Origin of the sequence: Spirillospora sp. NBC_01491 (genome assembly GCF_036227065.1) — a bacterium.
GTDB lineage: Bacteria > Actinomycetota > Actinomycetes > Streptosporangiales > Streptosporangiaceae > Spirillospora > Spirillospora xylanilytica.
Genome location: NZ_CP109432.1, coordinates 4,312,578 through 4,338,657, shown reverse-complemented (window position 1 = coordinate 4,338,657; position 26,080 = coordinate 4,312,578). Strand labels below are relative to the sequence as shown.

Here is a 26,080-nt window from a genome sequence, read left to right as displayed (position 1 = left end):
CAGGCGCGGGTCAGCCGCTCGGGTCAGCCGCGCGGGGCGAGGGCGTACTCGAACATCCCCGTCAGCCGGTCGGCCAGTTCGGCCGGGTCGGTGTCGCGCAGGTCGTCCAGACCCCACATGCGGCGCACCGGGCCGCCGCCCATGATGATCGTCGCGGCGAGGAGCGCCCGCGGCCGGGGGGACGGGCCGTCGAGCTGCTCGACCAGCGGCTCGACCAGCACCCGGTTCATGTGCTCCCGGACGATCTCCTTGACCTCGGGGTTGCCCACCGACCGGTCCATGATCCGCGACAGGGTGGTGGCCGGCCCCCGGTAGACCTGCCGGACGAAGTGCTCGGCGAGCCGCCGGGCCAGCGGCACCCCGTCCCGGCTCAGGACCCGTCCGGCGATGACGGCGCGCAGGTCGGACTCGCCCTCCAGGACCTCGCCGAACAGGGCGGCCTTCGAGCCGAAGTAGCGGTTCACCAGGGCCACGTTGGCGCCGGCGGAGGCGGCGATCATCCGGACCGTGACGCCGTCGTACCCGTGCTCGCCGAAGAGGTCGCGTGCGGCGTCCAGCAGGCGCTGCCGGGTGGCCTCCCGGTCGCGTTTCGGACGTGCCTTGACCCCTGCCTCGACCTGCATCGTCAGTCCTTGCTCCCGGTGTGCCCAGACCTGTACCAGTATCCAGTGAGTTGCAAGTAAACATGCGTGTACATAGGATATATGCAAAACACAGGTAATTGACTTCTCCTTGGGGGCAGCAGGGTGGCTCAACCGAGCACGGCGTCGCTTGGTCCGGCGGCGCCGGAGCCAGTGCGACCGCACTACACACACCGCCAGATCCTGGGGATCCTCTCCGGTCTGATGATGGCGATGCTGACCGCGATGATCTCCACCTCGGTGGTCAGCACGGCGCTTCCGACGATCGTGGGGGACCTCGGGGGACAGGACCAGCTCTCCTGGGTGGCCAGCGCGTCGCTGCTCACCATGACCGCCTCCACCCCGCTGTGGGGCAAGCTGTCGGACATCTTCGGCCGCAAGCTGATGTTCCAGACCGCGCTGATCCTGTTCGTGGTGGCCTCGGTGGGCGCCGGCCTGTCGCAGGGCATCGGCCAGCTCATCGCCGCCCGCGCCTTCCAGGGCCTCGGCGTCGGCGGCCTGTCCGCGCTCGCCCAGGTGATCCTCGGCGACGTGGTCGAGCCCCGCCAGCGCGGCCGGTACGCCGGCTACATGGGCGCCGTCTTCGGCGTCGCCACCGTCGCCGGCCCGCTCCTCGGCGGCTTCATCGTGGACGCCGACGGCCTCGGCTGGCGCTGGTGCTTCTACGTGTGCATCCCGCTCGCGATCGTCGCCTACCTGGTGATCCAGCGGGTGCTCAAGCTGCCGAAGGTCAAGCGCAACACCAGCATCGACGTGCTCGGCGCGCTCACCATCACCGCCAGCGCCACCACGCTGATGCTGCTGCTGTCGCTCGGCGGCCAGGAGTTCGCGTGGAACTCCGCCTGGAGCTACGCGCTCGGCGGGGCCTCGGCGGTGCTGCTGATCGGCGCGGTCTTCGCCGAGCGGGCGGCCAAGGAGCCGATCCTCCCGCCGCGGCTGTTCCGCAACCGCACCTTCGTGCTGGCCGGCATCGCCTCGGTGTGCGTCGGCATCGCGATGTTCGGCGGCATGATCTACCTGCCGCAGTACCTCCAGATCGTCAAGGGGATGAGCCCCACCGCGTCCGGCCTGATGACGCTGCCGCTGGTGCTCGGCATGTTCGTCACCTCGACCGGGTCCGGGCAGATCGTCACCCGCACCGGCCGCTGGAAGATCTTCCCGGTGATCGGGCTGGTCTTCGTGGCCGCCGCGATGTTCCTGCTCTCGCAACTGCACACCGACTCCAGCAAGCTGGTGATCGGCGCGGACGTCGCGGTGCTCGGCGTCGGGCTCGGCCTGACCCTCCAGATCCTGATCCTCGCCGCGCAGAACGCCGCGGCCCCCGCCGACCTCGCCGCGACCACCTCGGGCGTCTCGTTCTTCCGCAACCTCGGCGGCGCGATGGGCGTCGCCGCGTTCGGCGCGATCCTCAGCAACCGGCTCGCCGCCGAGCTGACGGACGCGCTGACCTCGGCGCACGTCAGCCCGCCCGCGGGCAGCGGCACCGCGCTCGGCTCGCCGGACGCGATCCACGCGCTGCCCGAACCGTTCAAGCACCTGGTGCTCGAATCGTTCACCAAGGCGCTCGAGACCGTCTTCATGGTCGGCATCCCCATCGCGGTCCTCGGCTTCATCGTGGTCCTTGCGTTCAAGGAGATCCCGCTCAAGGGGTCGGCGTCGACCAAGACCGTCCCCGCGCCGCCGCAGGACGACGTCCCGGCCGCATCCAAGACCACCGCCGTGCCCGGCCACGGCGCGGACCCCCTGGCCGCCCTCGGAGGCGGGCACGCGCGCGGCACCGCGCAGGAGGCCGGCGAGCTCGTGTCCGTCGGCTCGAACGCGAACGGAGTACCCGGCGACATGACCATGTCCAACGGGACGGCCCCGGGCGCCGCCGACCTGGCGCCGGCCCGGCCGCTCGCCCAGCAGGCCACCCTGGCCTCGGCCGGGAACGGGCAGCCCGCCCAGGAGGGCGTGCCGATCCGCGGCCTGGTCCGCGGCGCCGACGGCACCCCCGTCCCGTCCGCCGCGCTCACCCTGATCGACGTGGGCGGGCACCAGCTCGGCCGCGCCATCACCCAGTCCGACGGCCGCTACGCGCTGCCGACCCCCGGCCCCGGCACCTACGTGCTGATCGCCGCGACCGGCGAGCACGAGCCGCAGGCGGCCACCCTGGTCGTCGGCGACCGGCCGGTCGACTTCGACCTGCTGCTGGCCGGCAACGGCGGCCTCGCCGGGACGGTCCGCAGCGCCGACGGCACCCCGATCGCGGGCGCCATGGTCGTGGTCACCGACGTCCGCGGCGAGGTCGTCGGCACCGGCCGCACCGGCGCCGACGGCGACTACGCCTTCAAGGACGTGGTGAGCGGCACCTACACGCTGGCGGTCAGCGCCGCCGCGCACCGCCCGATCGCGCTGCCGGTCGAGATCGTCGGCAACGGGCAGAGCCGGCACGACGTGGAGCTGCCGCCCGGCGCCCGGGTGCGCGGCACCGTCCGCGACGAGGCCGGCGCGGCGATCGGCGACGCCCGGGTCACCCTGGTCGACGCGGCCGGCAACGTGGTCGCGATGATGATCACCGGTTCGGACGGCGAGTACGCCTTCACCGACCTGACCGGCGGCCAGTACACGGTGATCGCCTCCGGCTATCCGCCGGTGGCCACCGCGCTGTCGCTGTCGGGCAGCGGCCAGGAGGGGCACGACCTCAAGCTCGGCTACCCGGACGAGTGACCGGCACGATCCCGGGACCGGCGCCCATCGCCGGCCCCGGGGACAGCACCGCACGCCGCGCGCCGCGTGCAGGGCGAAGGCGGCGGGACGCGGGACGACAGAACACCGGATGCCGGACGCCGGAACACCGGGACGGCAGGGACCATAGTGGCGAAGTCAGGAGTACGGGCGTTCATGGATGAGAGTCGCGGTCTGCGCGGAGCGGTGCGGACCAAGGACGGCTGGGCGGTGCGGCACGCCATCGTCACGGTGACCGACCTGATGGGCCGCCAGGTGGCGCGCGCGCAGGCCGGGGAGGACGGCGTCCTGACCGCCGGGCCGCTGCCCGCCGGGACCTACACGGTGATCGTGACCGCGATGGGGTACCAGCCCGCCGCGTCCACCCTGATCGTGAGCAGCTCCGGCACCGCCGACCTCGGCACGCTGGTGCTGGCGCGCGCCGGCGGCACCGAGCTGCCGCCGCCCGGCCCGTGGACGATCGACCCGGCGCACTCCAGCGTCGCCGCCGTCGCCCAGCACCTCGGGCTGTCCAGTGTGCGCGGCCGGTTCGCCGCGTTCGAGGGCCGCATCGAGATCGCCGAGCCGGTCGAGGGATCGCGGGTGGTGGCGCGGATCGAGGCCGCGTCCATCGACACCGGCAACGGGACGCGCGACGCGCACCTGCGCTCGGCCGACTTCCTGCACGCCGACGCGCACCCGGCGATCGACTACCAGGGCCTCGGGCTGACCGCGCTCGGCCCCGACCACTGGACCGTGCACGGCCACCTCACCCTCAACGGGATCACGCAGCCGGTCGACCTGGACCTGACCTACCTCGGCACCGGGCCCGACCCGTGGGGCGGGGTGCGGGCCGCGTTCCGCGCAACCGCCGAGCTGCGCCGCGCCGATTTCGGGATCAAGTTCAACCAGATCCTGGAGGCGGGAATCTCCGCCGTCGGCGAGAGCCTCAAGGTCGAGCTGGAGATCCAGGCCGCCCAGGGGGAGAGCCTCCCGGAGATCTGACCCCGCATTTCGCGGCCCCCGCATTTCGCGGCCCTCGGCATCCCGTGTCCCCGGCCCCCATCGCCTTCCGCGGCGGTGGGGGCTACCCGCCCTTCAGCGCGCGGATCAGCCGGGCGGCGTCCTTGCGGCTCGGCTGGCCGGTGACCACGACCTTGCCGTCGAGGATCGGCATGTCGACCCGGGGCAGCGTGACGATGGTGTTGCGCACCACGAACGCCAGGTCGTGGCCGACCGTCGCGCGGGTCAGCGCGGCGAACGCGCGCCGGTCGGCCTTGCGCAGGGTGACCGCGACCTCGTAGTCGCTCCCCGCCGTCCGCGACTTCTGCACCCGCAGGTCGGCGACCTCGCGGATCGCGATGCCCTGCGTCATCTGGTAGCAGGTCATCCCGCCGACGGCCTGCGCGCTGACCCCCTGCGTCCCGTTCGGGCACTGCCCCGGCGCCGTCTGCGTCACCGGGTAGACGTGCAGCGGCGCGGCCAGCGCGACCGGGCGGGTCCGCATCTGACCGGCGATCATCCCGCCGGTCACCGCGACCGCCGCGATCAGCAGCCCGAGCGTGATGACCATGACCAGCAGCGCGGACCGGTGCTGCCGCAGCGCCTTGGCCTCGGGGGTGCCGCCCTTCCGAGCCAGGCCCTGCCGCTGCGCCGCCCGGCTGCGCTTGGCCTCGGCCGCCGCGCGGTGCCGTTCGGCCGAACGGGCCCGGCGCCGCTGGTCGGGATCGGGCATCGCCGGGGGCTCCACCGGAGGGGCGGGCGCGGCGGCGTCCCCGCCCTTGCGGCGTCCGGCCTTCCGGCGCCCGCGCTTGACCGCCTTGGCCTCGGCCCGCGCGGCCTTCTTCGCGGCCCGCCGTCCCACCGGGCCGGACCCGCCGGGCAGGTCGGACGCGCCGGGCAGGTCGGACGGCCCCAGCGGCTGCGTCGGCGGCAGCGGCTCCTCGACGGTCACCGGGGCCCGCACCTGGACGGGCGAGGAGGGGGAGGGGACCGTGGGCTCGTCGGGGCGGACGGGCTCGGCGTCGGGCGCGCCTTGACGACCCTTGCTGCGGCGTGGAACGACCCGCATCGTCACCTCCCCGGGTGCATGATCTCCCCAGTCTTCCAGGACGCGCCCGGCTCACGCAGCGTGTGACCGACCGAACCCGGCCATCGGTTCGTTCCCGATTCCCGCCGTGCTCACCCCGTGATAGTCCGGTGCTCGGCCCGCGACAGGCCCGGCCCGCGGGCCGGGCCCGCGCCACGCCAGGCCGTGATCGGCCCGTGACGCGCGAAGGCCCGGACCCCGCGGACGGGACCGGGCCTTCGCGAGCGGAACCGAGGGTCAGTCGATGCGCCAGGTGTCGCCGCTGGCGAGCAGCGCCGCCAGGTCGCCCTGGCCCTGCGCCCCGACCGCCTCGTCCACCTGGCCGCGCAGCAGCTCGTCGTAGGACGGCCGGTCGACGTTGCGGAAGATGCCGATCGGGGTGTGCTCGAACGCCGGCGAGTCGAGCCGCGACAGCGCGAACGCCTGCGACGGGTCCGGGTTGCTCGCGTCGTGCACCGCGATCCGGGACGGGTCGACATCGGCCACGTTCGCCACCTCGAACGACCCGGCCGGGTTGCGGACCAGCGCCTTCTGCCGCTCGGCGCCGAACACGATCGGCTCGCCGTGCTCCAGCCGGATCGTCACGTCGTCGCGGACCGAGGGGTCCTTCAGCGGCTCGAACGCGTTGTCGTTGAAGATGTTGCAGTTCTGGTAGATCTCCACCAGCGCCGTGCCCTCGTGCTGGGCGGCCTCCCGCAGCACCGACTGGAGGTGCTTGCGGTCGGAGTCGATGGTGCGGGCCACGAACGTGCCCTCGGCCCCGATCGCCAGCGACAGCGGGTTGAACGGGGAGTCCAGCGAGCCCATCGGGGTCGACTTGGTGATCTTCCCGACCTCGGAGGTGGGCGAGTACTGCCCCTTGGTCAGCCCGTAGATCCGGTTGTTGAACAGCAGGATCTTCAGGTTGACGTTGCGGCGCAGCGCGTGGATCAGGTGGTTGCCGCCGATCGACAGCGCGTCGCCGTCACCGGTGACCACCCACACCGACAGGTCCGGGCGGGAGGTGGCCAGCCCGGTCGCGATCGCGGGCGCGCGGCCGTGGATCGAGTGGAACCCGTAGGTGTTCATGTAGTACGGGAACCGCGACGAGCAGCCGATGCCCGAGACGAACGTGATGTTCTCGCGGCGCAGGCCGAGCTCGGGCAGGAAGGACTGGACCGCGGCCAGGACGGCGTAGTCGCCGCACCCGGGGCACCAGCGCACCTCCTGGTCGGTCTTGAAGTCCTTCATGGTCTGCTTCTGGTCGGTCTTGGGCACCAGCGAGAGCGCGGAGCGCCCCCCGTTCCCGTTCAGCCCGTTCACTCCGTTGATCGCCTCGTCACTCACTGTCGATCACATCCTGGATCACGTTCTGGAGCTCTTCGGCCTTGAACGGCAGACCGCGGACCTGGTTGTAGCCGATGACGTCGACCAGGAACCGGCCGCGCAGCAGCAGCGCGAGCTGGCCCAGGTTGATCTCCGGGACCACGACCTTGTCGTAGGACCGGAGCACCTCGGCGAGGTTGGCCGGGAACGGGTTGAGGTGCCGCAGATGCGCCTGCGCGACGTGGCCCCCCCCGCGGCGGACCCGGCGGACGCCCGCTGAGATCGCCCCGAACGTGCCGCCCCAGCCGAGGACCAGCACCTTCGCCTCGCCGGACGGGTCGTCCACTTCCAGCGGCGCGATGTCGGCGGCGATCCCGTCGACCTTGGCCTGGCGGAGCCGGGTCATCAGGTCGTGGTTGGCCGGGTCGTAGGAGATGTTGCCCGATCCGTCGGCCTTCTCCAGGCCGCCGATCCGGTGCTCCAGCCCCGGCGTGCCCGGGATCGCCCACGGCCGGGCGAGCGTCTCGGGGTCGCGCCTGAACGGCTGGAAGTCCTCCTGGCCGGCCTCGGCGAAGCCGGGCTCGATCGTCGGCAGGTCGGCCACGTCCGGCAGCTTCCACGGCTCGGACCCGTTGGCCAGGTAGCCGTCCGACAGCAGGATGACGGGGGTGCGGTAGGTGACCGCGATCCGGGCCGCCTCCAGCGCCGCGTCGAAGCAGTCGGACGGCGACCGCGGCGCGATCACCGGGACCGGCGCCTCGCCGTTGCGGCCGTGCATGGCCTGGAGCAGGTCGGCCTGCTCGGTCTTGGTAGGCAGCCCGGTGGACGGTCCGGCCCGCTGCACGTCGATGACCAGGAGCGGCAACTCGGTGGCGACCGCCAGGCCGATCGTCTCGCTCTTGAGCGCGAGGCCCGGACCGGACGTGGTGGTGATGCCGAGCGACCCGCCGAACGAGGCGCCGAGCGCCGCGCCGACCGCGGCGATCTCGTCCTCGGCCTGGAAGGTGCGCACCCCGAACCGCTTGTGCTTGGACAGCTCGTGCAGGATGTCGGACGCCGGGGTGATCGGGTAGGAGCCCAGGTAGAGCGGAAGGCCGCTCTGCACGCCCGCCGCGACCAGCCCGTATGCCAGCGCGACGTTCCCGGTGATGTTGCGGTAGAGGCCCGGGTCGTGCTCGGCCGGCTTGATCTCGTACTGCACCGAGAACGCCTCGGTGGTCTCGCCGTAGCTCCAGCCCGCCTGGAACGCGGCGATGTTCGCCTTCATGATCTCGGGCTTCTTGGCGAACTTGCGCTCGAGGAAGCCGACGGTGCCCTCGGTCGGACGGTCGTACATCCACGACAGCAGCCCGAGCGCGAACATGTTCTTGGCCCGCTCGGCGTCCTTCTTGGACAGCTCGAAGGCGGCGAGCGCGGTCACCGTCATCGAGGTGAGCGGCAGCGCGTGCACCCGGTACTCGCCGAGCGAGGCGTCCTCGACCGGGTTGGCGGTGTAGCCGACCTTGGCCAGGTTGCGCTTGGTGAACTCGTCGGTGTTGACGATCAGGTCGGCGCCGCGGGGCAGGTCCCCGAGGTTGGCCTTGAGCGCGGCCGGGTTCATCGCCACCAGGACGTTGGGCGCGTCCCCGGGGGTCAGGATGTCGTGGTCGGCGAAGTGCAGCTGGAAGCTGGACACGCCGGGAAGGGTCCCGGCCGGGGCGCGGATCTCGGCCGGGAAGTTCGGCAACGTCGACAGGTCATTGCCGAACGCCGCCGTCTCCTGGGTGAAGCGATCGCCGGTCAGCTGCATACCGTCACCGGAGTCACCGGCGAAACGGATGATGACGCGGTCGAGTTGCTGGACCTTTTTGGTCACAGAGGAAGACCTCCTCGACGCGCAGCACCCGTCCTGGGGGAGGCACCCAGGATCGTGATGCTACTTAGGCTTACCTTCATGGTATGTCCGGGAAGCACGTGCTCTCCCGGGGCCGCCACTCCGCCCGTCATGTGACATCCCGCGTTCGGGAGGTCGTGGCCCTGTAGTCCAAGAGGTACCACTCCGGGCGGAAGATCACGCGACTCCGGCGGATTCGGGCAGGTCCCATCCGCCGGTACGACCTACTCGGCTCTCGGGTTCATCCCGAACACAGGCAGCTCGCCAGGCGGCACAGATCCACGTGGATCCGCCGCACGAGCCGCGAGGGGATCGGTGGGGAGCCCAAGCTCCCCGGTGGCACGGAGTTCACGGCTTTGACTATAGACAGCCCGAAATCCGTCCGGCCCAACCGGCCCCCGGGGGCCGGGCGGAGGCTCCGCACGGCCGCCGCGGCGAGCCGTCCGCGGTGCGCCCTCACGGCTTCGGCGCGCCGGGCGCGTTCTTGCCGCCGGCCCCCTTGGCGACGCCGCGCTCACGGTCGATCCCGGCGAGCAGGCCGGAGACGTCCGCCGCCGACACCGCCTCGCCGACGACCCGCGCCTGCGCCTCGTACGGGTGCGCGCCAGGGGAGTCCAGGGCCTGCCGCATCCAGTTCCGCCAGGTGCGGCCGGTCACCGTGCAGCGCAGCACCAGTTCCCGGTTGGACGGCACCGCGCCCGTCCCCGTGCAGGTCCCGAGCGCCTTGCCCTTGGACGTGACCGTCGCCCGCAGCGCGGCGCGGGCGCCCGACGGCACCGTCCCGTCGGGCGCGGTCATCTTGGCGGGCACGCTCACCGTGCAGCCGTTCATGTTCTCGTCGCAGTTGACGAACGTCAGCTTGCCCGGGGCGAAGCGCAGCGCCGGATCGGCGGCGCCGCCGAGCGCCGCGACCCGCGGGCGCAGCTCGGCGAACAGCGGCGCGGCGGCGGTCACCGGCGCGACGGCGAACCGCGGGTCGCCCTGCCCCGCCGCCTGGACGCTCACCAGCCGGTACGGCGCGGCGGTGGTCAGAAAGTAGTCGGCGTCCTGGGTCTTGACCCGGTACGCCGGGACGCCCGCGACGTTCTCGGTGCGCGGCCGGGCCGGCGCCTTGGCCAGCCGCTCGGCGATCTTCTCGGGGCCGAGCACGTCCGCGACGTCCAGTCCCGGCATGGAGGCGGGCGCCTTGGTCCAGCGGCCCGCGTAGACGTCCGGCCGGGCGCCCTCGCCGCCGTAGGTGCGCCAGAACGCCGGGCCCGCCTTGAGGTAGGTGACGCCGTCGGCCGTGACGACGTCGGCGCGCATCCCGCCCGCCGCCGTCAGGGTCCCGGTGGCCGAGCCCGCGCGGGTGACGCGCAGCCGCGCCTGGACGGGCCGGCCGTCCGCGGGCAGCGTCCCCGCGTACTGCAGGCCCGGCCTCGCCGTGAGCTGCCGTGCGGCCTGCTGCACCCAGGAGGACGGCGCGGGCCCGGCCTTCTTGTCCGGCTTGCCGCTCGGGTCGTCGCCGGTCATGACGACCCCGGCCGTCACGGCGGCGGCCACGACCACGACCGCCGCCCCGGCACCGGCGACGATCCGCCGGCGCCGCATCATCGCGGCGCGCGCCCCGCCAGGCTCCGGCCCCTGAGGCATGGGCGCTCCGGGCCCGCCCGGCATGGGCGCTCCGGCGCCGCCGGGGAGAGGTGCGCCCGCCCCGCCGGGCGCCGGTCCTCCGGTCTGGCCGGGGACCGTTCCGTCCGGCGGGTTCGGACCGCCGGAGACGGCCGCGCCCGCGACCGGGACCCCCGGAAACGGCGATCCTTCCTGATCAACGTTCACTCGGCGTCCACTCTGCTCACCACCGGCTCATGCCGGACATCCCATGACACATGTCAAGAGTGCCGGACGATGCGCGCAAGCGCAGCAGGACCGCGCATCGTCCGGCACCCGGTGAGCTTCGGGGCGCCCGGCCTCAGCCGGCGGCGACCGCCCGGCCGGGCCGCTCACTCACTGTCGAGACCGCTCAGCAGACCCTGGACGTCGCTGTCGGTCGCACCGATGACCTTGTAGTCGACGTGCTTGTAGTAGGTGCCGCCGGTGGCCTTGGCCCAGCTCGACCACGCGCTGCTGGTGACCCGGCAGCTCGCCCACACCGGGGTGGAGCTGCTGACCGTGATCCTGGTGGTGCAGTTGCCCAGGTCGCGGCCGGTCATCGTGCCCGCGGTGAGGCTGAACCGCACGTCGATCGTCAGCGGCGTCTCCGCCCCGAACGGGGGCCGGATCTTGGCCTCCACGGTGCAGCCGGAGTCGCCGTTGCAGCCGCCCTTCTTCCAGTCGACGGTGGTGGGGCGGGCCGATCCGTCGAAGGAGTCCTTCAGCTCGCCGATCCGGCCGCGCAGGTCGGAGATGGACGCCGACGCCTCGCTCGTGCTCTTGGCCGTGACGTCGACGGTGACCTTCGGCGACCCGCTCTCGTACCGCAGCAGCTTGGCGTCGTCGGAGTCGCTGATGTACAGCGTCGCCGAGATCGTGGTGAACTTCAGCACCTTCGTGCCCTGGAGCGTGGTCTCGACCGGCTTGACCTTGGCCAGCGCGGCCTGCCGCAGCTTGGTCGCGAGCGCCTCCGGGGTCAGCTCGGCCTTGAAGTCCAGGTCGAGCTTGTCGGCGCTGAGCCGGCCCCACTGCGCGCCGCTGCCGAGGTAGTAGGGGGGCTCGGTCCCGGAGATCTGGCGCTTCCAGTAGGCGGCGTCGGCCTTGACGTACAGCTTGCCGTCGGCCGAGATCAGGGTCACCTGGTCGCTGTTCCAGGTCACCTCACCGGTCGTCCGGCCGCCCTTGGTGACGGTCAGCTCACCCTGGAGGGTGTCCGCGCCGCCACCGAAGTCGCCCTTCAGCGCCAGGGCACGCGACCCGCCCAGCGAGACGGCCGCCGCCTTGAGCTTCTCCTCGGGCTTCTTGCCCCCGGCCGACACGACCACGAACACCACGACCGCGATCGCGATCACGACGACCAGCCCGCCGCCGATCAGCCCGATGATCAGTCCGGTGTTGCCGCGCTTCGGCGGCGGTGGCGGCATGCCGGGCAGGCCCATGCCGCCGGGGGGCGGCGGGTAGAACGGCGGCGGGGTTCCAGGCCCGCCGTAGCCGCCGGGGCCCGGCGGCGGGGGTGCGCCTCCGGGCATGCCGGGTCCGCCCGGGCCGCCCGGGCCGCCCGGCCCACCCGGTCCCTGCTGGCCGCCGGGTCCCGCGGGCGGCGGGGGCGGCGGCCAAGAGGGACCGGCCGGGGGATCCCAGCCCGGGGGAGGCGGAGGGTTGCTCATCCGGTCACGTCCTTCCAGGTCATCTGGCCCCAAATGCATCTCTAGTGTGCAGCAAAGAGCCGGCAATGTGATCCTTGCCTACCCGCTGAGGGCTCGCGTCGCTCAATCGGTATCTCGGCGATACTTGACGGGACGCCTTCCGGGAGGTTGCGGTGAACGACTATTTCGACGGGTACGCGCTCGTCGCGGCGCTGCTCCTGGTCGGCGCGGGGATCGTCGGCGGGGGCCTGGCCGCCAACCGGATGCTGCGCCCGAGCCGTCCGACCGCCGAGAAGCTGGCCACCTACGAGTGCGGCGTCGATCCCGTCGAGGGCGACTGGGCCCAGTCGTACGTTCGCTACTACGTGTTCGCCTACCTGTACGTCGTGTTCGCCGTGGACGCCGTCTTCCTCTTCCCGTGGGCGACCGTTTTCGCCGCCCCTGGTTATGGGATGACGACATTGGGCGAAATGTTCGTATTTCTGGCCTTCTTGGCCGTCGGTCTGGTCTACGCGGGCAAGAAGGGCGTCCTCTCGTGGGTCTGACCCCCTGGCGGCCGTCCGGCGGGCTGTAAGAATGCTCCTGTGAGCACCGTGGACCTGCCCCCGCCCGGCATCGGGCCGCTGTCGCGGCTGGCGCCCAAGCCGATCAAGTTCGCGCTGAACTGGGGCCGCCGGTACTCCCTGTGGGTCTTCAACTTCGGCCTGGCCTGCTGCGCCATCGAGTTCATCGCCACCTCGATGAGCAGGCACGACTTCATCCGCCTCGGCGTCATCCCGTTCGCGCCCGGCCCGCGCCAGGCCGACCTGATGGTGGTGTCCGGGACGGTCAGCGACAAGATGGCGCCCGCCGTCCGCCGGCTGTACGAGCAGATGCCCGAGCCCAAGTACGTCATCTCGTTCGGCGCCTGCTCCAACTGCGGCGGCCCCTACTGGGACTCGTACTGCGTCACCAAGGGCGTCGACCAGATCATCCCGGTGGACGTCTACGTGCCCGGCTGCCCCCCGCGCCCCGAGGCCCTGCTGCACGGCATCGTCCACCTCCAGGAGAAGATCGCCGCCGAGTCGCTCGGCGACCGCTACACGGGAACCGGCGAGCCGGTCGCCCCGCCGCCCCCGCCGCGACCGCTTTCGGCCACCGTCCTCAGGCGCCCCATCCAGCCCCCGCCCGAGGCGGAGCCGCTCAGCACCGAGGCCGCGACCCCCCTCGTCCTGGACGCCGCCCCGGGGGCCTCGACGCAGCCCATGCCCCCCGCCGGCGACGCCCCGCAGGCCTCGCCGGACGCCGCGACGCAGCCCGTCCCCGGCACCGACGCCTCCGGGCGGCCGACCGCGCGCGGCGATCACGATCCCTCGATCATCCCGGGCCTGGCCGACGACGAGGACGACGACCGGATCGGCCGGTCCTCCTCATGAGGCCCGCCTGGGTGGAGCGGTTCGGGGACGAGGTGTCGACCGAGGAGACCCATGGGGGGCTGGCGGTCGGGGTGCCGCCCGAGCTGTGGGTGGAGGCGGTCACGTTCGCGCGGGACGAGCTGGCGTGCGGGTTCTTCGACTGGCTGACCGGGGTGGACGAGCTGGAGATGGGGTTCGCGGTCGTCGCGCACCTCTACTCGCTGGAGCGGCGGCATCACCTGCTCGTCCGGACGCGGGTGCCGCGCGAGGATCCGCGGCTGCCGACGGTGACGGGGGTGTACCGGGGGGCGGGCTGGCATGAGCGGGAGACGTTCGAGATGTTCGGGGTGGTCTTCGAGGGGCATCCGAACCTGATCCCGCTGCTGCTGCCGGACGGGTTCGAGGGGCGTCCGCTGCGCAAGGACTTCGTGCTGGCTGCGCGGGTCGCCAAGCCGTGGCCGGGGGCGAAGGAGCCGGGCGAGTCGGGGCACGGCGCGCCGAGCCGGCGGCGGGTCCGGCCGCCCGGGGTGCCCGACGACTGGGGGCCGCATGCCTGAGCTGCTGGTGATCGTCCTGAAGCTGGTGCTGGTCGCCGCGGCGTTCGCGGTGCTGCCGCTGCTGGTCGGGCAGGCCGAGCACAAGGTGATGGCGCACATGCAGGGGCGGCTCGGCCCGATGTACGCGGGCGGGTTCCACGGGTGGGCGCAGCTCGTCGCCGACGGGGTGAAGTTCGCCCAGAAGGAGGACGTGGTCCCGGCCGCGGCCGACCGGCGGGTGTTCAAGCTGGCGCCGGGCGTGGCGATCGTCCCGTACCTGCTGGTGCTGGTGGTGGTGCCGGTCGGGCCGGGCGGGCAGGTCGCGCTCGATCTCGGGCCGGGGCTGTTCTTCGCGCTGGCGGTGATGGGCGTCGGCGTGATCGGCGCGATCATGGCGGGCTGGGCCAGCGCCAACAAGTACGCGCTGCTCGGCGGGATGCGGGTCGCGGCGCAGCTGATGTCGTACGAGCTGCCGATGGTGTTCGCGGCGGCGTCGGTGGCGATGGCGGCGGGGACGCTGTCGCTGGGCGGCATCATCGAGGAGTGGCGCTGGTGGTGGCTGCCGTGGCAGGCGATCGGCGCGGTGGTGTTCTTCGTGGCGGGGCTCGCCGAGCTGCGCCGGCCGCCGTTCGACATGCCGGTCGCCGACTCCGAGATCATCTTCGGTCCGTACACCGAGTACGGGGGCCTGCGGTTCGCGCTGTTCATCCTGGCCGAGTACGCGGGCATCGTGGTGCTGTGCGCGCTGACGGCGGTGCTGTTCCTTGGCGGGTGGAAGGGCCCGTTCCTGGACACCGGGCTCGGCTGGCTGTGGACGCTGGTCAAGGTGTTCGGGCTGTCCTTCGTGGTGATCTGGCTGCGGGTCAGCTATCCGCGGATGCGCGAGGACCAGCTTCAGAAGCTCGCCTGGAAGTACCTGGTGCCGCTGTCGCTGGTGCAGCTCGCGCTGACGGGTGTGCTGAAGGTCGCGCTGTAGGGGCGGTCAGCCGCCTCCCTCGGTGAAGCCGTGCTCGAAGTCCGTGCCCTCGGACGTGGGCGTGGAGTGGTGCAGATGGCTGGCGCGGTGACGCAGCGACGCGTCGCCCCAGCGGACGCTCACCCTGCCTTCCCGTAGGACGGGTTCGTGCAGGGCCGGGACGGGGACCGCGTCCCAGTCGATGTGCAGGCCCTCGACGCTGACACCGTCATAGGACGCGGGCGGGTCGCCGCCTTCGACCAGGTCGAGGATGCGGTCGAGTTCGGCGAGCGCGTCGGAGTCGGCGGGGTCGGCGTCGATCCGGTCGAAGAGGTCGAACATGCGGGCCACCACCGGCAGGCCGGACGCGGTGGGGCGCTCCGCCTCCGCGTACGCCATCAGCACCTCCTGGACGGTCTCGCGCCGTTCCTCGTCGTCCGACCCGTCGAGCACGCGGGCGACGGCCAGGTCGCAGCGCGCGTCGCCGGTGCGCAGGTACGGGTGCAGGTCGAGGCCGGCGACGATCGCGCCGTGCTGGACGGTCCACAGGTGCAGCAGCGCCCCGTACCAGAGGATCAGGTACCCGTCGGCGCCCTCCTCCCAGTCGCCGTCGACGCATTCGCGGAGCTCGTCGGCGTCGCCCGCGACGTAGATGTTGCCGAGGCGCGCTCCGCCGGGCAGTACCGAGAACTCCAGCAGGTGGCAGCTGTACGGGCGGGCGATGTCGGCGGTATCGACCATGGTTCGGTGCTCCCGGGCGGTGGGGGACGGGCTCGGCCAGTCCTATCAACCGCGTCCGACAGACGGCGCCCGCGCGCCGTCCACGCGGCCCCGCGCGCCGCCGGTCAGGGCAGGAAGATGGCGTACTCGGCGAGTTTGGGCAGCACCTCGGGCGGCAGGTCGGCGTCGACCGACAGCTCCTCGGCGGACACGAACCCGCCCTGCTCGCCGCGGCGGCTCACGACGCGCTCGACGAGCTCGGGGGACAGGCCGGGCAGGGTGGCCAGTACCGGCGGCGGCGCGTGGTTGACATCGATCAGCCCGCCGTCGTCGTAGGCCCGCGGGAGGTCGGGCCGGCCGATCCTCAGCTCGTGCGCGAGCCCGGGGTCCTCGGCGGCGAGCCCGCGGGCGTCCGCGCGCAGCATGCGGCGGTACCGGGCGACCTCGATGGCGTGCGCGTTGTGCCGGCTGTGCGGGTTCGCGCGGGGGAACACCGAGCCGCGGACGGCGAAGGAGTGCGCGGACCCGGCGATCCACAGCATCATCATCATGACGCTGCCGAGCAGGGCCGTCAGGGGCTCGCCGGTCCCCATCAGCATCAGTACCGCGCCGGTGCCGACGCCGTAGCCGAGCGCGGTCATGCCGAGGTTCCACGAGTTGCGCCGCATCGCCGCGTACAGGAACGAGAACGGCGTCCCGAACCCCAAGGTCAGGAAGGGGACGAACGCCCACAGGATGCCCTGCGGCTCGCTCGCCGGGGGCGGCGGCATCGGCGGCATCGGCGGGGGCCCGAACGGCCGATGCGGCATGGGCGGGGGCATCGGCCGCGGCTCGTACCAGTGGGGCGGCTGCGCCTGCGGCGGATTCCCCGGTGGGTGGTGGCGGGGGCGGGACGCTCGCGGAGGACGCCCGACGGGGCGGTCGTGATCGGGCTCGAAGGTGCCGTCCGTTCCCTGGCTCATGTGACCTCCTGGCCGCCTGCCTCGTGGAGGCGCGGGGCACATGGAGGCGTACCCCGTTGTCGCCGGCTCACCTCTGGTTGACGAACGCCGCGCCGTCCGCGTTCCCCAGACGCCCTCAGTACGGAATCATGGGCCTTGTGGGACGGCTACCAGGAGGCGGGCTGGCCAAAGGGCTGGCCGTCACGTTGCGGACGATGACGCGGCGTTCCGTCACGCGTCAGTACCCCGAGGTGCAGCCCGATCTGCCGCCGCGCAGCCGCGGTGTCATCGCGCTGCTGGAGGAGAACTGCACCGTCTGCATGCTGTGCGCGCGCGAGTGCCCCGACTGGTGCATCTACATCGACTCGCACAAGGAGACGCTGCCCGCGGAGGGCGGTGGACGGGCCCGTACCCGCAACGTCCTCGACCGGTTCGCGATCGACTTCGCGCTGTGCATGTACTGCGGGATCTGCATCGAGGTGTGCCCGTTCGACGCGCTGTTCTGGTCGCCCGAGTTCGAGTACGCCGAATACGACATCGCCGAGCTGACCCACGAGAAGCAGCGGCTGCGCGAGTGGATGTGGACCGTCCCGCCGCCGCAGGCGCACGACCCGGCCGCCGAGCCGCCCAAGGAGATCGCCGCGGCGGAGAAGGCCGCCGCCCGCGCGGCCCGGACCTCCCGCAACGGCCCGCCCGCCACAGGCGCGCCCACCACGGGCGCGCCCACCACGGGCGCGCCCACCACAGGCACTCCCACCACGGGCCCGCCCGCCGGTGAATCCCCGAGCGACTCCCCGGGCGGGGGGCGCCCATGACGGGACCCGACCTCGTCCTCATCCTGCTCGGCGCCGTTGCCGTCGGGGCCGGGATCCTCTGCGTCACAACCGGGCAGATCGTGCACGCGGCGCTGTGGCTGGTGGTGTCGTTCGGCGCACTGGCCGGCGGCTACCTCGTCCTCACCGCGGAGTTCGTCGCGTGGGTGCAGGTGCTCATCTACGTGGGCGCCGTCGTGGTCCTGCTGCTGTTCGGCATCATGCTGACCCGGGCGCCGATCGGACGGGCCGCCGACGTCGACTCCGGCAACCGCCTGCTCGCGCTCGCGGTCGCCGCCGCCACCGCCGCCGTGCTGGTCACCGTGATGGTGCTGGGCTTCGGCGGCGCGCACAAGCCGGTCGCCGCGGGCGGCGGATCGGCGGAGGCACTCGGCTCCAGCGTGTTCCGCACCTGGGTGCTGCCGTTCGAGGTGCTGTCGGTGCTGCTGCTGGCCTCGCTGGTCGGCGCGATCGTGCTGTCGCGGTCCGACATCGGTCCGGGCGCGCGCGGCGGCGGGAGGGACGGGGGCTGATGCACATCGTCTATCCCACGATCGTGTCGGCGCTGCTGTTCTCGGTCGGCGTGTACGGCGTGCTGGCCCGGCGCAACGCGATCCTGGTGCTGATGGCGGTCGAGCTCATGCTCAACGCCGTCAACCTCAACCTCGTCGCGTTCGACGTGTGGTGGCGCGACCGGCTGCACGGCGGGCAGGTGCTGACGCTGTTCACCATCGTGATCGCCGCCGCCGAGATCGGGCTCGGGCTGGCGATCGTCCTGCTGGTGTACCGCAACCGCGACGTCGTCGACGTCGACCGGCTCCGCACCCTCGCCGAGGACCGGACGCCCGAAGGCGCCGCCGCCGGCGAACCGGAGCAGAGCGCCGGGCGCGACGGAGGCGAGGCCGAGGCCGGACGCGGCGCCGGGCGTGAGGCCGTCCCGCCGGGTGGGGAGGCGGCGCCGTGATCGTGCTCGTCTCGCTGGTGATCCTGCTGCCGTTTGCCGCCGCGTTCGCCGGGATGCTCCTCGGCCCCCGCCTGTCGCGCCTGCTGCGCGCCCCCGCGGGCACGCGTCCGACGTGGCGGGACGGTCCCGCGCTGATCGCGGGCGCGTCCGCGGCGGTGTCGCTGGTGCTCGCCGCGGTCGCCGCGTTCGCCGTGTGGCGAGATCCGGGCGCGCGGACCGGCACGCTCACGCTGATCGAGACCGGGTCCGTGCCGATCAGGATCGGCCTCCAGGTGGACGGGCTGTCCGTCGTGGTCGGGCTGATGGTCTGCTGTGTCGCGCTCGCGGTGCAGGTCTACTCGGTCGCCTACATGGCCGGCGACCCGCGGTTCTCGTCGTACGCGGCGTTCATCTCGCTGTTCACCGCCGCGATGCTGCTGGTGGTGTTCTCCGGAGACCTCCTGCTGCTGTACGCCGGCTGGGAGGTCATGGGCATCTGCTCGTACTTCCTGATCGGCCACCACTGGGAGGACGAGGGCAACTCGCGGGCGGCGGTCAAGGCGTTCCTGATGACGCGGCTCGGCGACGTCGGATTCCTGTTCGGCGTCTTCGTACTGGGCCTCGGCGCCGGGACGTTCTCCGTCCAGGGCGTCATCGCCGCCGCGCCGGAACTGCCGCACGCGACCGCGACGGCCGCGGCGCTGCTGCTGCTCGCCGGGGTGGCGGGCAAGAGCGCCCAGTTCCCGCTGCACACCTGGCTGCCGGACGCGATGGCGGGCCCGACGCCGATCAGCGCGCTGATCCACGCGGCCACGATGGTCGCGGCGGGCGTCTACGTCGTCGCCCGGCTGTACGGGGTGTTTCTCGTCGCGCCCGCGGCGCTCACCGTGCTCGGCGTGCTCGCGGTGGTCTCGATGGCCGGAGCGGCGCTGGCCGCCCTCGCGCAGGACGACCTCAAGCGCGTCCTGGCCTACTCCACGATCAGCCAGCTCGGCGTGATGGCCGCCGGGCTCGCGGTCGGCGCGGACGGTGCGGCGATCTTCCACCTGCTCGCCCACGGGGCGTTCAAGGCGCTGCTGTTCCTGTCCGCCGGATGCGTGATCGTGGTGACCGGGTCCAACGTGCTGGCCCGCTACGGCGGGCTCCGGCACACCATGCCGATCACGTTCTGGTCGATGACCGCCGGGTTCGCCGCGCTCGCGGGCGTCCCGCCGTTCAGCGGCTGGTTCAGCAAGGACTCGATCATCGAGGCCGCGCAGCACGCCGCTCTGCACGGCGGTGCCCTGGCGCCGCTCGCCCGGACGGGCGCGGCCCTCCCCGCCGGGGTCGCGTGGCTGATCTACCTCGGGCTGCTGGTCACGGCCGCGCTGACCGCCGCCTACGCGACCCGCGCCTGGCTGATGACGTTCTTCGGCGAGCAGCGCGGGACCTACGAGGCGCGCGAGCCGTCCAGGCTGATGGCGTGGACGGTGGCGGCGCTCGCGGTGCCCGCCGCGGCCCTCGGGTTCTTCGGGCTCGGCGCCCCCGAACTGCGCCCGCACGTGGCCTCGGCCCTGCTCGGCCTGCTGCCGACAGCCGCCGGGGCGGGCGCCGCGTTCCTGGTCTGGAACCGCGACCCCGCGCTCGACCCGGCGCGCGTGCTCGGCCCGCTGCGTCCGGTGCTCGCGCGGGCCTTCCTCGTGGACGAGGCGTACGCGGCGATGATCGTCCGGCCCGTCCGGGCGCTCGCCCGGCACGTCGCCGCCTTCGACGTCCGCCGGGTCGACGCGGCGGTCGTCGGCACCGCCCGTGGCGCGCGGCGGCTCGGCGGGGTGCTGCGCGTCCCGCAGAACGGCAACGCGCAGACCTACCTGACCGGGCTGATCGCCGGGGTGGTCGTCATCGCGGCCGGGGTGGTGATCTTCCGGTGATCTTCGTGGTGATGATGGCGGTCCCGCTGCTCGGCGCGCTGGCGATGCTCGTCCCCGCCCGCCGGTTCCTGCCCGGCGCCGCCGCCGTGCGGACGTTCGGCGCGGCGGTCTCCGGCGCGACGCTGCTGATCGCGCTGTACGCCGTCGCCGCGTTCGACTTCGGCGCGTCCTCCCGGATGCAGGGCGAGATCGACCGGCCGTGGGCGCCCGCGATCGGGCTCCGCTTCCACCTCGGCGCCGACGGGATCTCGCTGCCGCTGGTCGCGCTGACCGCGCTGCTGACCTTCCTGTGCTTCCTCTACACGCTCAAGCACCCGCCCGCCCGCGGCCGGGCCCGCCTCCTCACCGCGCTGCTGCTGGTGCTGGAGGTCGGGATGCTCGGCACCTTCGTCGCGCTCGACCTGGTGCTGTTCTTCGTGTTCTTCGAGGTCGTCCTGCTCCCGATGTACGTGGTGATCCTGGTGTGGGGCGGCCCGGGCCGCCGCGCCGCCGCGGACAAGTTCATCCTCTACACGCTGCTCGGCTCCGGCCTCCTGCTGGCCGGGATGCTGCTCGTCGCGGTCAACGCGGGCTCGCTCGACATGACCGAGCTGGCCCGGCGGCACGGCGCCGGCCTCGGGCACGGCGTGCAGGCCACCGCGTTCCTGCTGATGGGCCTCGGCTTCGCGGTCAAGGCGCCGATGTGGCCGCTGCACACCTGGCTGCCGGGCGCGCACACCGAGGCCCCGACGGTCGGCTCGGTGCTGCTGGCCGGGGTGCTGCTGAAGATGGGCACCTACGGCCTGGTCCGGGTGGCGCTGCCGCTCGCCCCGGACGGCGCGCGGGTCTGGGCGCCGTGGCTCGGGCTCCTCGCGGTGATCGGCATCGTGTACGGCGCGCTCGCCTGCCTGGCCCAGCGCGACCTGAAGCGGATGATCGCCTACTCGTCGGTCGGGCACATGGGGTTCGTGCTGCTCGGCATCGCCACCCTCACGCCGGTCGGGGTGAACGCCGCGCTGTTCGGCAACGTCGCGCACGGCCTGATCACCGGCCTGCTGTTCTTCCTGGCCGGCGCGATCAAGGACCGGTACGGCACCGGCGACCTCGACGCGCTCGGCGGCGGGATGCTCACCACGGCGCCGCGGCTGGCCTCGATGCTGACCTTCGCGTGCGTCGCCTCGCTCGGGCTGCCGGGCCTGGCCGGATTCTGGGGCGAGATGCTGGCGCTGCTCGGCGCGTACCGTCCGCACGCCGGCCTGCCGCGCGGGACGTTCGTCGCCTTCATGGCGGTCGGCGGCCTCGGCGCCGTGCTGACCGCCGCGTACTTCCTGCGCCTGCTCCGCAAGATCACCCACGGCCGCCCGGCCCCGTCCGCCGAGCCGGGGGCCGCCGCGGCCGTCCCGTCCGCCGCGATCTCGGGGTACGAGTACGCGGCCTGGACGCCGCTGATCGCGCTGACGCTGCTCGTCGGCCTCTGGCCGAAGACGCTGCTGGACCTGACAACCGCCCCCGTGCGCGCCCTGTTCGGAGGCGGCTGATGATCCAGGGGATCGACTACGCCGCGATCGCGCCGCCGCTGATCCTCGCGGTGGCCGCGGTCGGGCTGCTGCTCGCCGACGCCTTCGACGCGCCCCGCCGCGTGATCGGGCTGCTCGGCGGCGGCGCCCTCACCGTCGCGCTCGCCGCCGTCGCGGTGCTGGCCGGCGGCGACCGGCGCGCCACCTTCTGCCTGCCGGACGCCCTGCGCGCCGGCGGCCCCCGGTCCTGCTCGTACGTCGCCGACGACTTCACCCTGCTGTTCCAGGGCCTGGTGCTCGCCGCCGCCGCGGTCGTCGTGCTGCTGTCGGTCCAGGAGATCGCCGACTCGCGGCTGCCCGCCGGCGAGTTCCACTTCCTGCTGCTCGCCGCGGTCATCGGCGCGCTCACCCTGGTCGCCGCCCGCGACCTGGTGCTGCTGGTGGTGGCCCTGGAGACGCTGTCGCTGCCGGTGTTCGCGCTGGTCGGGCTGCGCCGCTACGACGGCGCCGCCTCCGAGGCCGCGCTCAAGCTGTTCCTGATCTCGGTCGTCTCCACCGCGATCATGCTGTTCGGGATCAGCCTGGTGTACGGCGCGACCGGCGCCATGCACCTCGACCGGATCGCCCCCGCCCTGGAGCGGCTGCCCGCCGACCTCGACCCGGTGGCGGCGGTCGGCGTCGTGCTCGTCCTGGCCGGGTTCGGGTTCAAGGTCGCGGCCGTCCCGTTCCACTTCTGGGCCCCGGACGTCTACCAGGGCGCCCCGCTCCCGGTCGCCGCGTTCCTGTCGGTGGTGTCGAAGGCGGCCGGGTTCGCCGGGCTCGCGATCGTGCTGGCGCTGGGGTTCCCCGCGTACGGGCACGTCTGGGGACCGCTGATCGCGATCCTCGCGGCCGTCACGATGACCCTCGGCAACCTGCTGGCGCTCCGCCAGCGGACCGTGATCAGGCTGCTGGCCTGGTCGTCCATCGCGCAGTCCGGCTACATGCTCGCGCCCCTCGCCGTCGGCACCCGGCGGCTGCCCGAGGCGGTCGCCGCCACCACCGCCTACGTCGCGCTGTACGCGGTGATGAACCTGGGCGCGTTCGCCGTCGTCATCGCCCTCCACCGCCGCCCCGTCCAGGACCGCCTCGACGACTACCGGGGGCTGGCGCGGCGCAGCCCGGCCGTCGCCGCCGCGCTCGCCTTCTTCCTGATCTGCCTCGCCGGGCTGCCCCCGGGCATCATGGGGCTGTTCGCCAAGGTCGTGGTGTTCCGCGCGGCCGTCGCCGGGGACGTGACCTGGCTCGCGGTCGTGATGGCGATCAACACCGTGATCGGCCTGTACTACTACCTCCTGTGGGCCGTGCGGCTCTTCGCCCCGCCCGGCGCCGGCCGCCCCGCGGTGCCGGACGAGGCGGCCCCCGGCCTCGCCGTCCGGGCCGCCGTCGCCGCCACCGCCGCCGCCGCGGTGGTCCTGTCGGTGGCGCCCCAGATCGTCCTCCAGACGGTGTCCGCAGCCACCTGAACCACCCCGAACCGGGAACGTTTGGGCAGGTCAAACCGTTGACCCCGATGGCCGGAAGTCGACGGGGAGGCAGGACGCAAGTGCAGCTCAACGGCGTCAAGACGGCGGCACTGATCGCCGCACTGTCGGCATTGATGCTCGCCACCGGCCGGCTGCTCGGCGGCACCACCGGGCTCGCCGTCGCGCTGCTCCTCGCGCTGGTCACCAACGGCTTCGCGTTCCTGTTCAGCGACCGGATCGCGCTGCGCTCCATGCGCGCCCACCCGGTCGGCGAGGTCGAGGCCCCGGTGCTCTACCGGCTGGTCCGCGAGCTGGCCACCGCGTCCCGGCAGCCGATGCCCCGGCTGTACGTGTCGGAGACGATGCAGCCCAACGCGTTCGCCACCGGCCGCAACCCGCGCAACGCCGCCGTCTGCTGCACCCGCGGCATCCTGCGGATGCTCGACGAGCGCGAGCTGCGCGCCGTCCTCGGCCACGAGCTCTCGCACGTCCACAACCGCGACATCCTCATCGCCTCGGTCGCCGCCGCGCTCGCCACCGTGATCACCTACCTGTCCCATCTGGCGATCTTCCTGCCGATCGGACGGTCCGACGACGACGACGGCCCCGGACTGCTCGGCGCGCTGCTCATGCTGATCCTCGGCCCCGTCGCCGCCGCCGTCGTGCAGATGGCCATCGGCCGCACCCGCGAGTTCGCCGCCGACGCCGCCGGCGCCCGGCTGACCGGCGACCCGCTCGCGCTCGCCTCCGCGCTGCGCAAGATCGAGGCCGGCACCCGGGCGCTGCCGCTGCCGCAGGATCCCGAGCTGGCCTCCACCAGCGCCCTGATGATCTCCAACCCGTTCCAGGGCGCCGGGATCGGCAGGCTGTTCTCCACCCACCCGCCCACGGCCGAGCGGGTGGCCCGGCTGGAGCGGATGGCGGGCCGCCGCTGAGGCCGCCCGGCGAGTCCGCCGTGACGGCCACCGGGTGCTCGAAGTGCGCCGCACGACTCTCGTCCCCGTCCGCGAGCCCGTATCCGGCCGCGGGCGGCGCCCCGCGGCGGACGACATGTCGCGCCGGGGCCCACCGGGAGGGCCCTCAGGGCCAACGCCACGCCCCGGCCTCCCCCGCTCGCCTGCTGACCCGCGGGAAATCTTCGGGACCCGTCCGAACCATCGCGCGGGACCCGGCGTCATACCCACTGTGAGCGCGCCGACCACTTCTGCGGGGGAAGGGGCCGGCGCGCTCTTTATGATCTGAGGCGGAATGATTACCCGCCGCGGGACAACCGTCGCTCAGCGTGGCGCATCCTCAATTGCATCGTCCCGATGCGCGGAGGCCGTCATGAGCAGACCGTCCCCATCAATGCCGCACCGCACCGGTCCTCCCGGCGCGGTGATCGGCCTGCTCTGCCTGGTGGCCGGAGGCGTCGGCGGCTCCCTGGTCGCCCTCGGCGCGTCCACGCGCCCAGGGGTGCGCGTACCGGACGTCATCGGCGTCACCCGCCAGGACGCCCAGCACCGCATGCGCGACGCCGGCCTCTACAGGCTGGACGAACGCGACACCGCCCCCGGCCGGCTCACCACCGGCCAGTCGCCGCCGGCCGGCACCACGGTCCCGCCCGACACCCCGATCACGCTCTTCTTCGGACGGTGAGGGTCACCGGTAGTTGGTGAACTGGAGCGCCACGTCGAGGTTCTTGCCCTTCAGCAGCGCCATGATCCCCTGAAGGTCGTCCTTCTTCTTGGAGGTGACCCGCAGCTCCTCACCCTGGATCTGGGCCTTCACCCCCTTCGGCCCCTCCTCCCGGATGATCTTGCCGATCTTCTTCGCGTCCTCCTGGGAGATGCCCTCCTTGAGCGCCACCCCGAGCTTGTAGACCTTCCCGGACAGCCGCGGCTCCCCCGCGTCGATGGCCTTCAGCGAGATGCTCCGCTTGACCAGCTTGTCCTTGAGCACGTCCAGAACGGCGTTCGCCCGCTCCTCGGAGTTGGCCTGGATCTCGATGGTCTCCCCGGACCACTTGATCCCCGCGTCCACGTTCCGGAAGTCGAACCGGTTGCCCACCTCCTTCACCGCCTGGTTCAGCGCGTTGTCGACCTCCTGCCGGTCGAGCTTGCTCACGATGTCGAAACTTGAGTCGGCCAACAGACAACCCCTTCTAGCTGCGGAAAACGAAGAACCGGGCATGCCACGGCACACCCTCGCGACTCGGGCCAGCGTAGCGAGCACCGCCGACCCGCGCCCGCCCCCGCACGACCACCCGCCGATGTCACGACCGCTCACCCGGTCCGCTATTCTTTCCAGTGCCGTCGCGAGAGCGACACCACGGCGGGTTGCCCGAGTGGCCAATGGGAGCGGACTGTAAATCCGTCGGCTTAGCCTTCCCAGGTTCGAATCCTGGACCCGCCACACCAGCAGAAACAGCCCCTGACCAGGCAAAACCCGGTCAGGGGCTGTTCTCGTCATGTCCGGCCGTCCATGATCGTCAACGGCCCTCTACGGCTGGCTGTGCCGAATACGTGCCGAAGTTCTAGACGCTCTTCGGCCTGGTTGCCTTGTTGATCCGCCGCTTGGCATCCTTGTCCTGCCTCGCCACACACGTGGCATAGACCCGTAGCGGGACGGCCACGCTGGGCCCTGCCCACTTGGCGACCTGTGCCGGAAGCCCGCCATGCCCGTCGAGGGAGAACACGATGCCGCCGCTCAGGAGGGCATGGCCGCCTTCGAGTTCGACCGGCAGAACGACGACCCGGGGATGCGAGGGCAAGATCTCGCCGGAGTCCTCGACGAGCGTTACCTGATCGAGCCTCTTGCCGTGTAGTTCCACGAGCGCCTGAGCACAGCCCGACGCCCTGCCCAGGTACCGCCCGAGCAGCCCGCTTGAACCCAGTTGTTCAGTCCCGGGAGTGTCTAGTCCTGGAGATGGGATGAGGAGTTTCTCTACGTCTTCAAGGGCGCCCCGCTGCGCGGGTCGCCGCGGCCGACCGGTTC

Annotated in this window: 25 protein-coding genes and 1 tRNA gene; 15 read left to right on the top strand and 11 right to left on the bottom strand. The window is 72.7% G+C overall.

Features of this window, described 5'->3' with window-relative positions; translation table 11 throughout:
* Positions 1-23: 23 nt before the first annotated feature.
* Positions 24-623 carry a TetR/AcrR family transcriptional regulator gene (locus tag OHA34_RS20145; RefSeq protein WP_285944265.1) on the bottom strand — a complete coding sequence of 200 codons (600 nt, stop codon included), beginning with the start codon at positions 621-623 and terminating at the stop codon, positions 24-26.
* A 123-nt stretch (positions 624-746) separates the two neighbouring features.
* Between OHA34_RS20145 and OHA34_RS20140 the strand changes: the two genes are divergently transcribed.
* Both OHA34_RS20140 and OHA34_RS20135 read left to right on the top strand, forming a co-directional pair.
* Positions 747-3,350, top strand: coding sequence for an MFS transporter (locus OHA34_RS20140; protein ID WP_329518564.1), 2,604 nt, complete (start codon positions 747-749; stop codon positions 3,348-3,350).
* Positions 3,351-3,524: 174 nt separating this feature from the next.
* A complete protein-coding gene (locus OHA34_RS20135; RefSeq protein WP_285944264.1) occupies positions 3,525-4,352 on the top strand; it encodes a YceI family protein in 828 nt (275 codons plus the stop codon).
* Positions 4,353-4,434: 82 nt separating this feature from the next.
* Here OHA34_RS20135 and OHA34_RS20130 read toward each other — a convergent pair whose 3' ends face one another.
* From OHA34_RS20130 to OHA34_RS20110, 6 genes are all read right to left on the bottom strand, one after another.
* Positions 4,435-5,418: a SecDF P1 head subdomain-containing protein gene (locus tag OHA34_RS20130; RefSeq protein ID WP_329518563.1), complete on the bottom strand. Its 984-nt coding sequence runs from the start codon at positions 5,416-5,418 to the stop codon at positions 4,435-4,437.
* Positions 5,419-5,673: 255 nt separating this feature from the next.
* Complete coding sequence (locus OHA34_RS20125) at positions 5,674-6,762, bottom strand: 2-oxoacid:ferredoxin oxidoreductase subunit beta (RefSeq protein WP_285944262.1); 1,089 nt, start codon at positions 6,760-6,762, stop codon at positions 5,674-5,676.
* Complete coding sequence (locus OHA34_RS20120; protein ID WP_329518562.1) at positions 6,755-8,596, bottom strand: 2-oxoacid:acceptor oxidoreductase subunit alpha; 1,842 nt, start codon at positions 8,594-8,596, stop codon at positions 6,755-6,757. The genes OHA34_RS20125 and OHA34_RS20120 overlap by 8 nt, the downstream gene beginning before the upstream one ends.
* A gap of 259 nt (positions 8,597-8,855) precedes the next feature.
* Positions 8,856-8,957: a putative leader peptide gene (locus tag OHA34_RS38550; protein ID WP_432763117.1), complete on the bottom strand. Its 102-nt coding sequence runs from the start codon at positions 8,955-8,957 to the stop codon at positions 8,856-8,858.
* 113 nt (positions 8,958-9,070) lie between these two features.
* Positions 9,071-10,246: a hypothetical protein gene (locus OHA34_RS20115; protein WP_285944260.1), complete on the bottom strand. Its 1,176-nt coding sequence runs from the start codon at positions 10,244-10,246 to the stop codon at positions 9,071-9,073.
* 350 nt (positions 10,247-10,596) lie between these two features.
* Positions 10,597-11,775, bottom strand: a complete 1,179-nt coding sequence (locus tag OHA34_RS20110; protein WP_285944259.1) for a hypothetical protein — start codon at positions 11,773-11,775, stop codon at positions 10,597-10,599.
* Positions 11,776-12,065: 290 nt separating this feature from the next.
* On the opposite strand from OHA34_RS20110, the gene OHA34_RS20105 reads away from it, so the two are divergent.
* The 4 genes from OHA34_RS20105 to OHA34_RS20090 are packed head-to-tail and all read left to right on the top strand — an operon-like array spanning position 12,066 to position 14,798.
* Entirely contained in the window at positions 12,066-12,437 is a 372-nt protein-coding gene (locus OHA34_RS20105; protein ID WP_285944258.1) for an NADH-quinone oxidoreductase subunit A, read from the top strand.
* Between the two features lie 39 nt (positions 12,438-12,476).
* On the top strand, positions 12,477-13,307 hold the full coding sequence (gene nuoB / locus OHA34_RS20100) for an NADH-quinone oxidoreductase subunit B (RefSeq protein WP_329518561.1): 831 nt from the start codon (positions 12,477-12,479) through the stop codon (positions 13,305-13,307).
* Positions 13,304-13,843: an NADH-quinone oxidoreductase subunit C gene (locus OHA34_RS20095; RefSeq protein WP_329518560.1), complete on the top strand. Its 540-nt coding sequence runs from the start codon at positions 13,304-13,306 to the stop codon at positions 13,841-13,843. The genes nuoB and OHA34_RS20095 overlap by 4 nt, the downstream gene beginning before the upstream one ends.
* Positions 13,836-14,798 (top strand): complex I subunit 1/NuoH family protein, encoded by a 963-nt coding sequence (locus OHA34_RS20090; RefSeq protein ID WP_285944255.1) that lies wholly within the window; start codon positions 13,836-13,838, stop codon positions 14,796-14,798. The genes OHA34_RS20095 and OHA34_RS20090 overlap by 8 nt, the downstream gene beginning before the upstream one ends.
* A 6-nt stretch (positions 14,799-14,804) precedes the next feature.
* Here the strand turns inward: OHA34_RS20090 and OHA34_RS20085 are convergent, their stop codons facing one another.
* Together OHA34_RS20085 and OHA34_RS20080 are read right to left on the bottom strand one after the other, a co-directional pair.
* Positions 14,805-15,518 carry a hypothetical protein gene (locus tag OHA34_RS20085; RefSeq protein ID WP_329518559.1) on the bottom strand — a complete coding sequence of 238 codons (714 nt, stop codon included), beginning with the start codon at positions 15,516-15,518 and terminating at the stop codon, positions 14,805-14,807.
* Positions 15,519-15,622: 104 nt separating this feature from the next.
* Positions 15,623-16,459, bottom strand: a complete 837-nt coding sequence (locus OHA34_RS20080; protein ID WP_329518558.1) for a ComEA family DNA-binding protein — start codon at positions 16,457-16,459, stop codon at positions 15,623-15,625.
* A 194-nt stretch (positions 16,460-16,653) separates the two neighbouring features.
* Here OHA34_RS20080 and OHA34_RS20075 point away from each other — a divergent pair, with 194 nt between their 5' ends.
* The 8 genes from OHA34_RS20075 to OHA34_RS20040 all read left to right on the top strand — a co-directional run bounded on the left by OHA34_RS20075 (position 16,654) and on the right by OHA34_RS20040 (position 24,742).
* Positions 16,654-17,253 carry a NuoI/complex I 23 kDa subunit family protein gene (locus tag OHA34_RS20075; RefSeq protein WP_329518557.1) on the top strand — a complete coding sequence of 200 codons (600 nt, stop codon included), beginning with the start codon at positions 16,654-16,656 and terminating at the stop codon, positions 17,251-17,253.
* A complete protein-coding gene (locus OHA34_RS20070; RefSeq protein WP_285944251.1) occupies positions 17,250-17,783 on the top strand; it encodes an NADH-quinone oxidoreductase subunit J family protein in 534 nt (177 codons plus the stop codon). Before OHA34_RS20075 ends, OHA34_RS20070 begins: the two co-directional genes overlap by 4 nt.
* Entirely contained in the window at positions 17,783-18,214 is a 432-nt protein-coding gene (gene nuoK / locus OHA34_RS20065; RefSeq protein WP_285944250.1) for an NADH-quinone oxidoreductase subunit NuoK, read from the top strand. Before OHA34_RS20070 ends, nuoK begins: the two co-directional genes overlap by 1 nt.
* Entirely contained in the window at positions 18,211-20,103 is a 1,893-nt protein-coding gene (locus tag OHA34_RS20060; RefSeq protein WP_329518556.1) for an NADH-quinone oxidoreductase subunit 5 family protein, read from the top strand. The genes nuoK and OHA34_RS20060 overlap by 4 nt, the downstream gene beginning before the upstream one ends.
* On the top strand, positions 20,100-21,620 hold the full coding sequence (locus OHA34_RS20055; protein ID WP_329518555.1) for a complex I subunit 4 family protein: 1,521 nt from the start codon (positions 20,100-20,102) through the stop codon (positions 21,618-21,620). The genes OHA34_RS20060 and OHA34_RS20055 overlap by 4 nt, the downstream gene beginning before the upstream one ends.
* Entirely contained in the window at positions 21,620-23,104 is a 1,485-nt protein-coding gene (locus OHA34_RS20050; RefSeq protein WP_285944247.1) for an NADH-quinone oxidoreductase subunit N, read from the top strand. The genes OHA34_RS20055 and OHA34_RS20050 overlap by 1 nt, the downstream gene beginning before the upstream one ends.
* Positions 23,105-23,184: 80 nt before the next feature.
* Positions 23,185-24,039 carry a zinc metalloprotease HtpX gene (gene htpX, locus OHA34_RS20045; RefSeq protein ID WP_285944246.1) on the top strand — a complete coding sequence of 285 codons (855 nt, stop codon included), beginning with the start codon at positions 23,185-23,187 and terminating at the stop codon, positions 24,037-24,039.
* Between the two features lie 391 nt (positions 24,040-24,430).
* On the top strand, positions 24,431-24,742 hold the full coding sequence (locus OHA34_RS20040; protein WP_285944245.1) for a PASTA domain-containing protein: 312 nt from the start codon (positions 24,431-24,433) through the stop codon (positions 24,740-24,742).
* Positions 24,743-24,745: 3 nt separating this feature from the next.
* On the opposite strand, the gene OHA34_RS20035 is transcribed toward OHA34_RS20040, so the two are convergent.
* Positions 24,746-25,237 (bottom strand): YajQ family cyclic di-GMP-binding protein, encoded by a 492-nt coding sequence (locus tag OHA34_RS20035; protein WP_285944348.1) that lies wholly within the window; start codon positions 25,235-25,237, stop codon positions 24,746-24,748.
* A 179-nt stretch (positions 25,238-25,416) separates the two neighbouring features.
* On the opposite strand from OHA34_RS20035, the gene OHA34_RS20030 reads away from it, so the two are divergent.
* Positions 25,417-25,498, top strand: a tRNA-Tyr gene (locus tag OHA34_RS20030).
* A gap of 121 nt (positions 25,499-25,619) precedes the next feature.
* On the opposite strand, the gene OHA34_RS20025 is transcribed toward OHA34_RS20030, so the two are convergent.
* Complete coding sequence (locus OHA34_RS20025; protein ID WP_329518554.1) at positions 25,620-25,916, bottom strand: hypothetical protein; 297 nt, start codon at positions 25,914-25,916, stop codon at positions 25,620-25,622.
* Positions 25,917-26,080 lie beyond the last annotated feature (164 nt).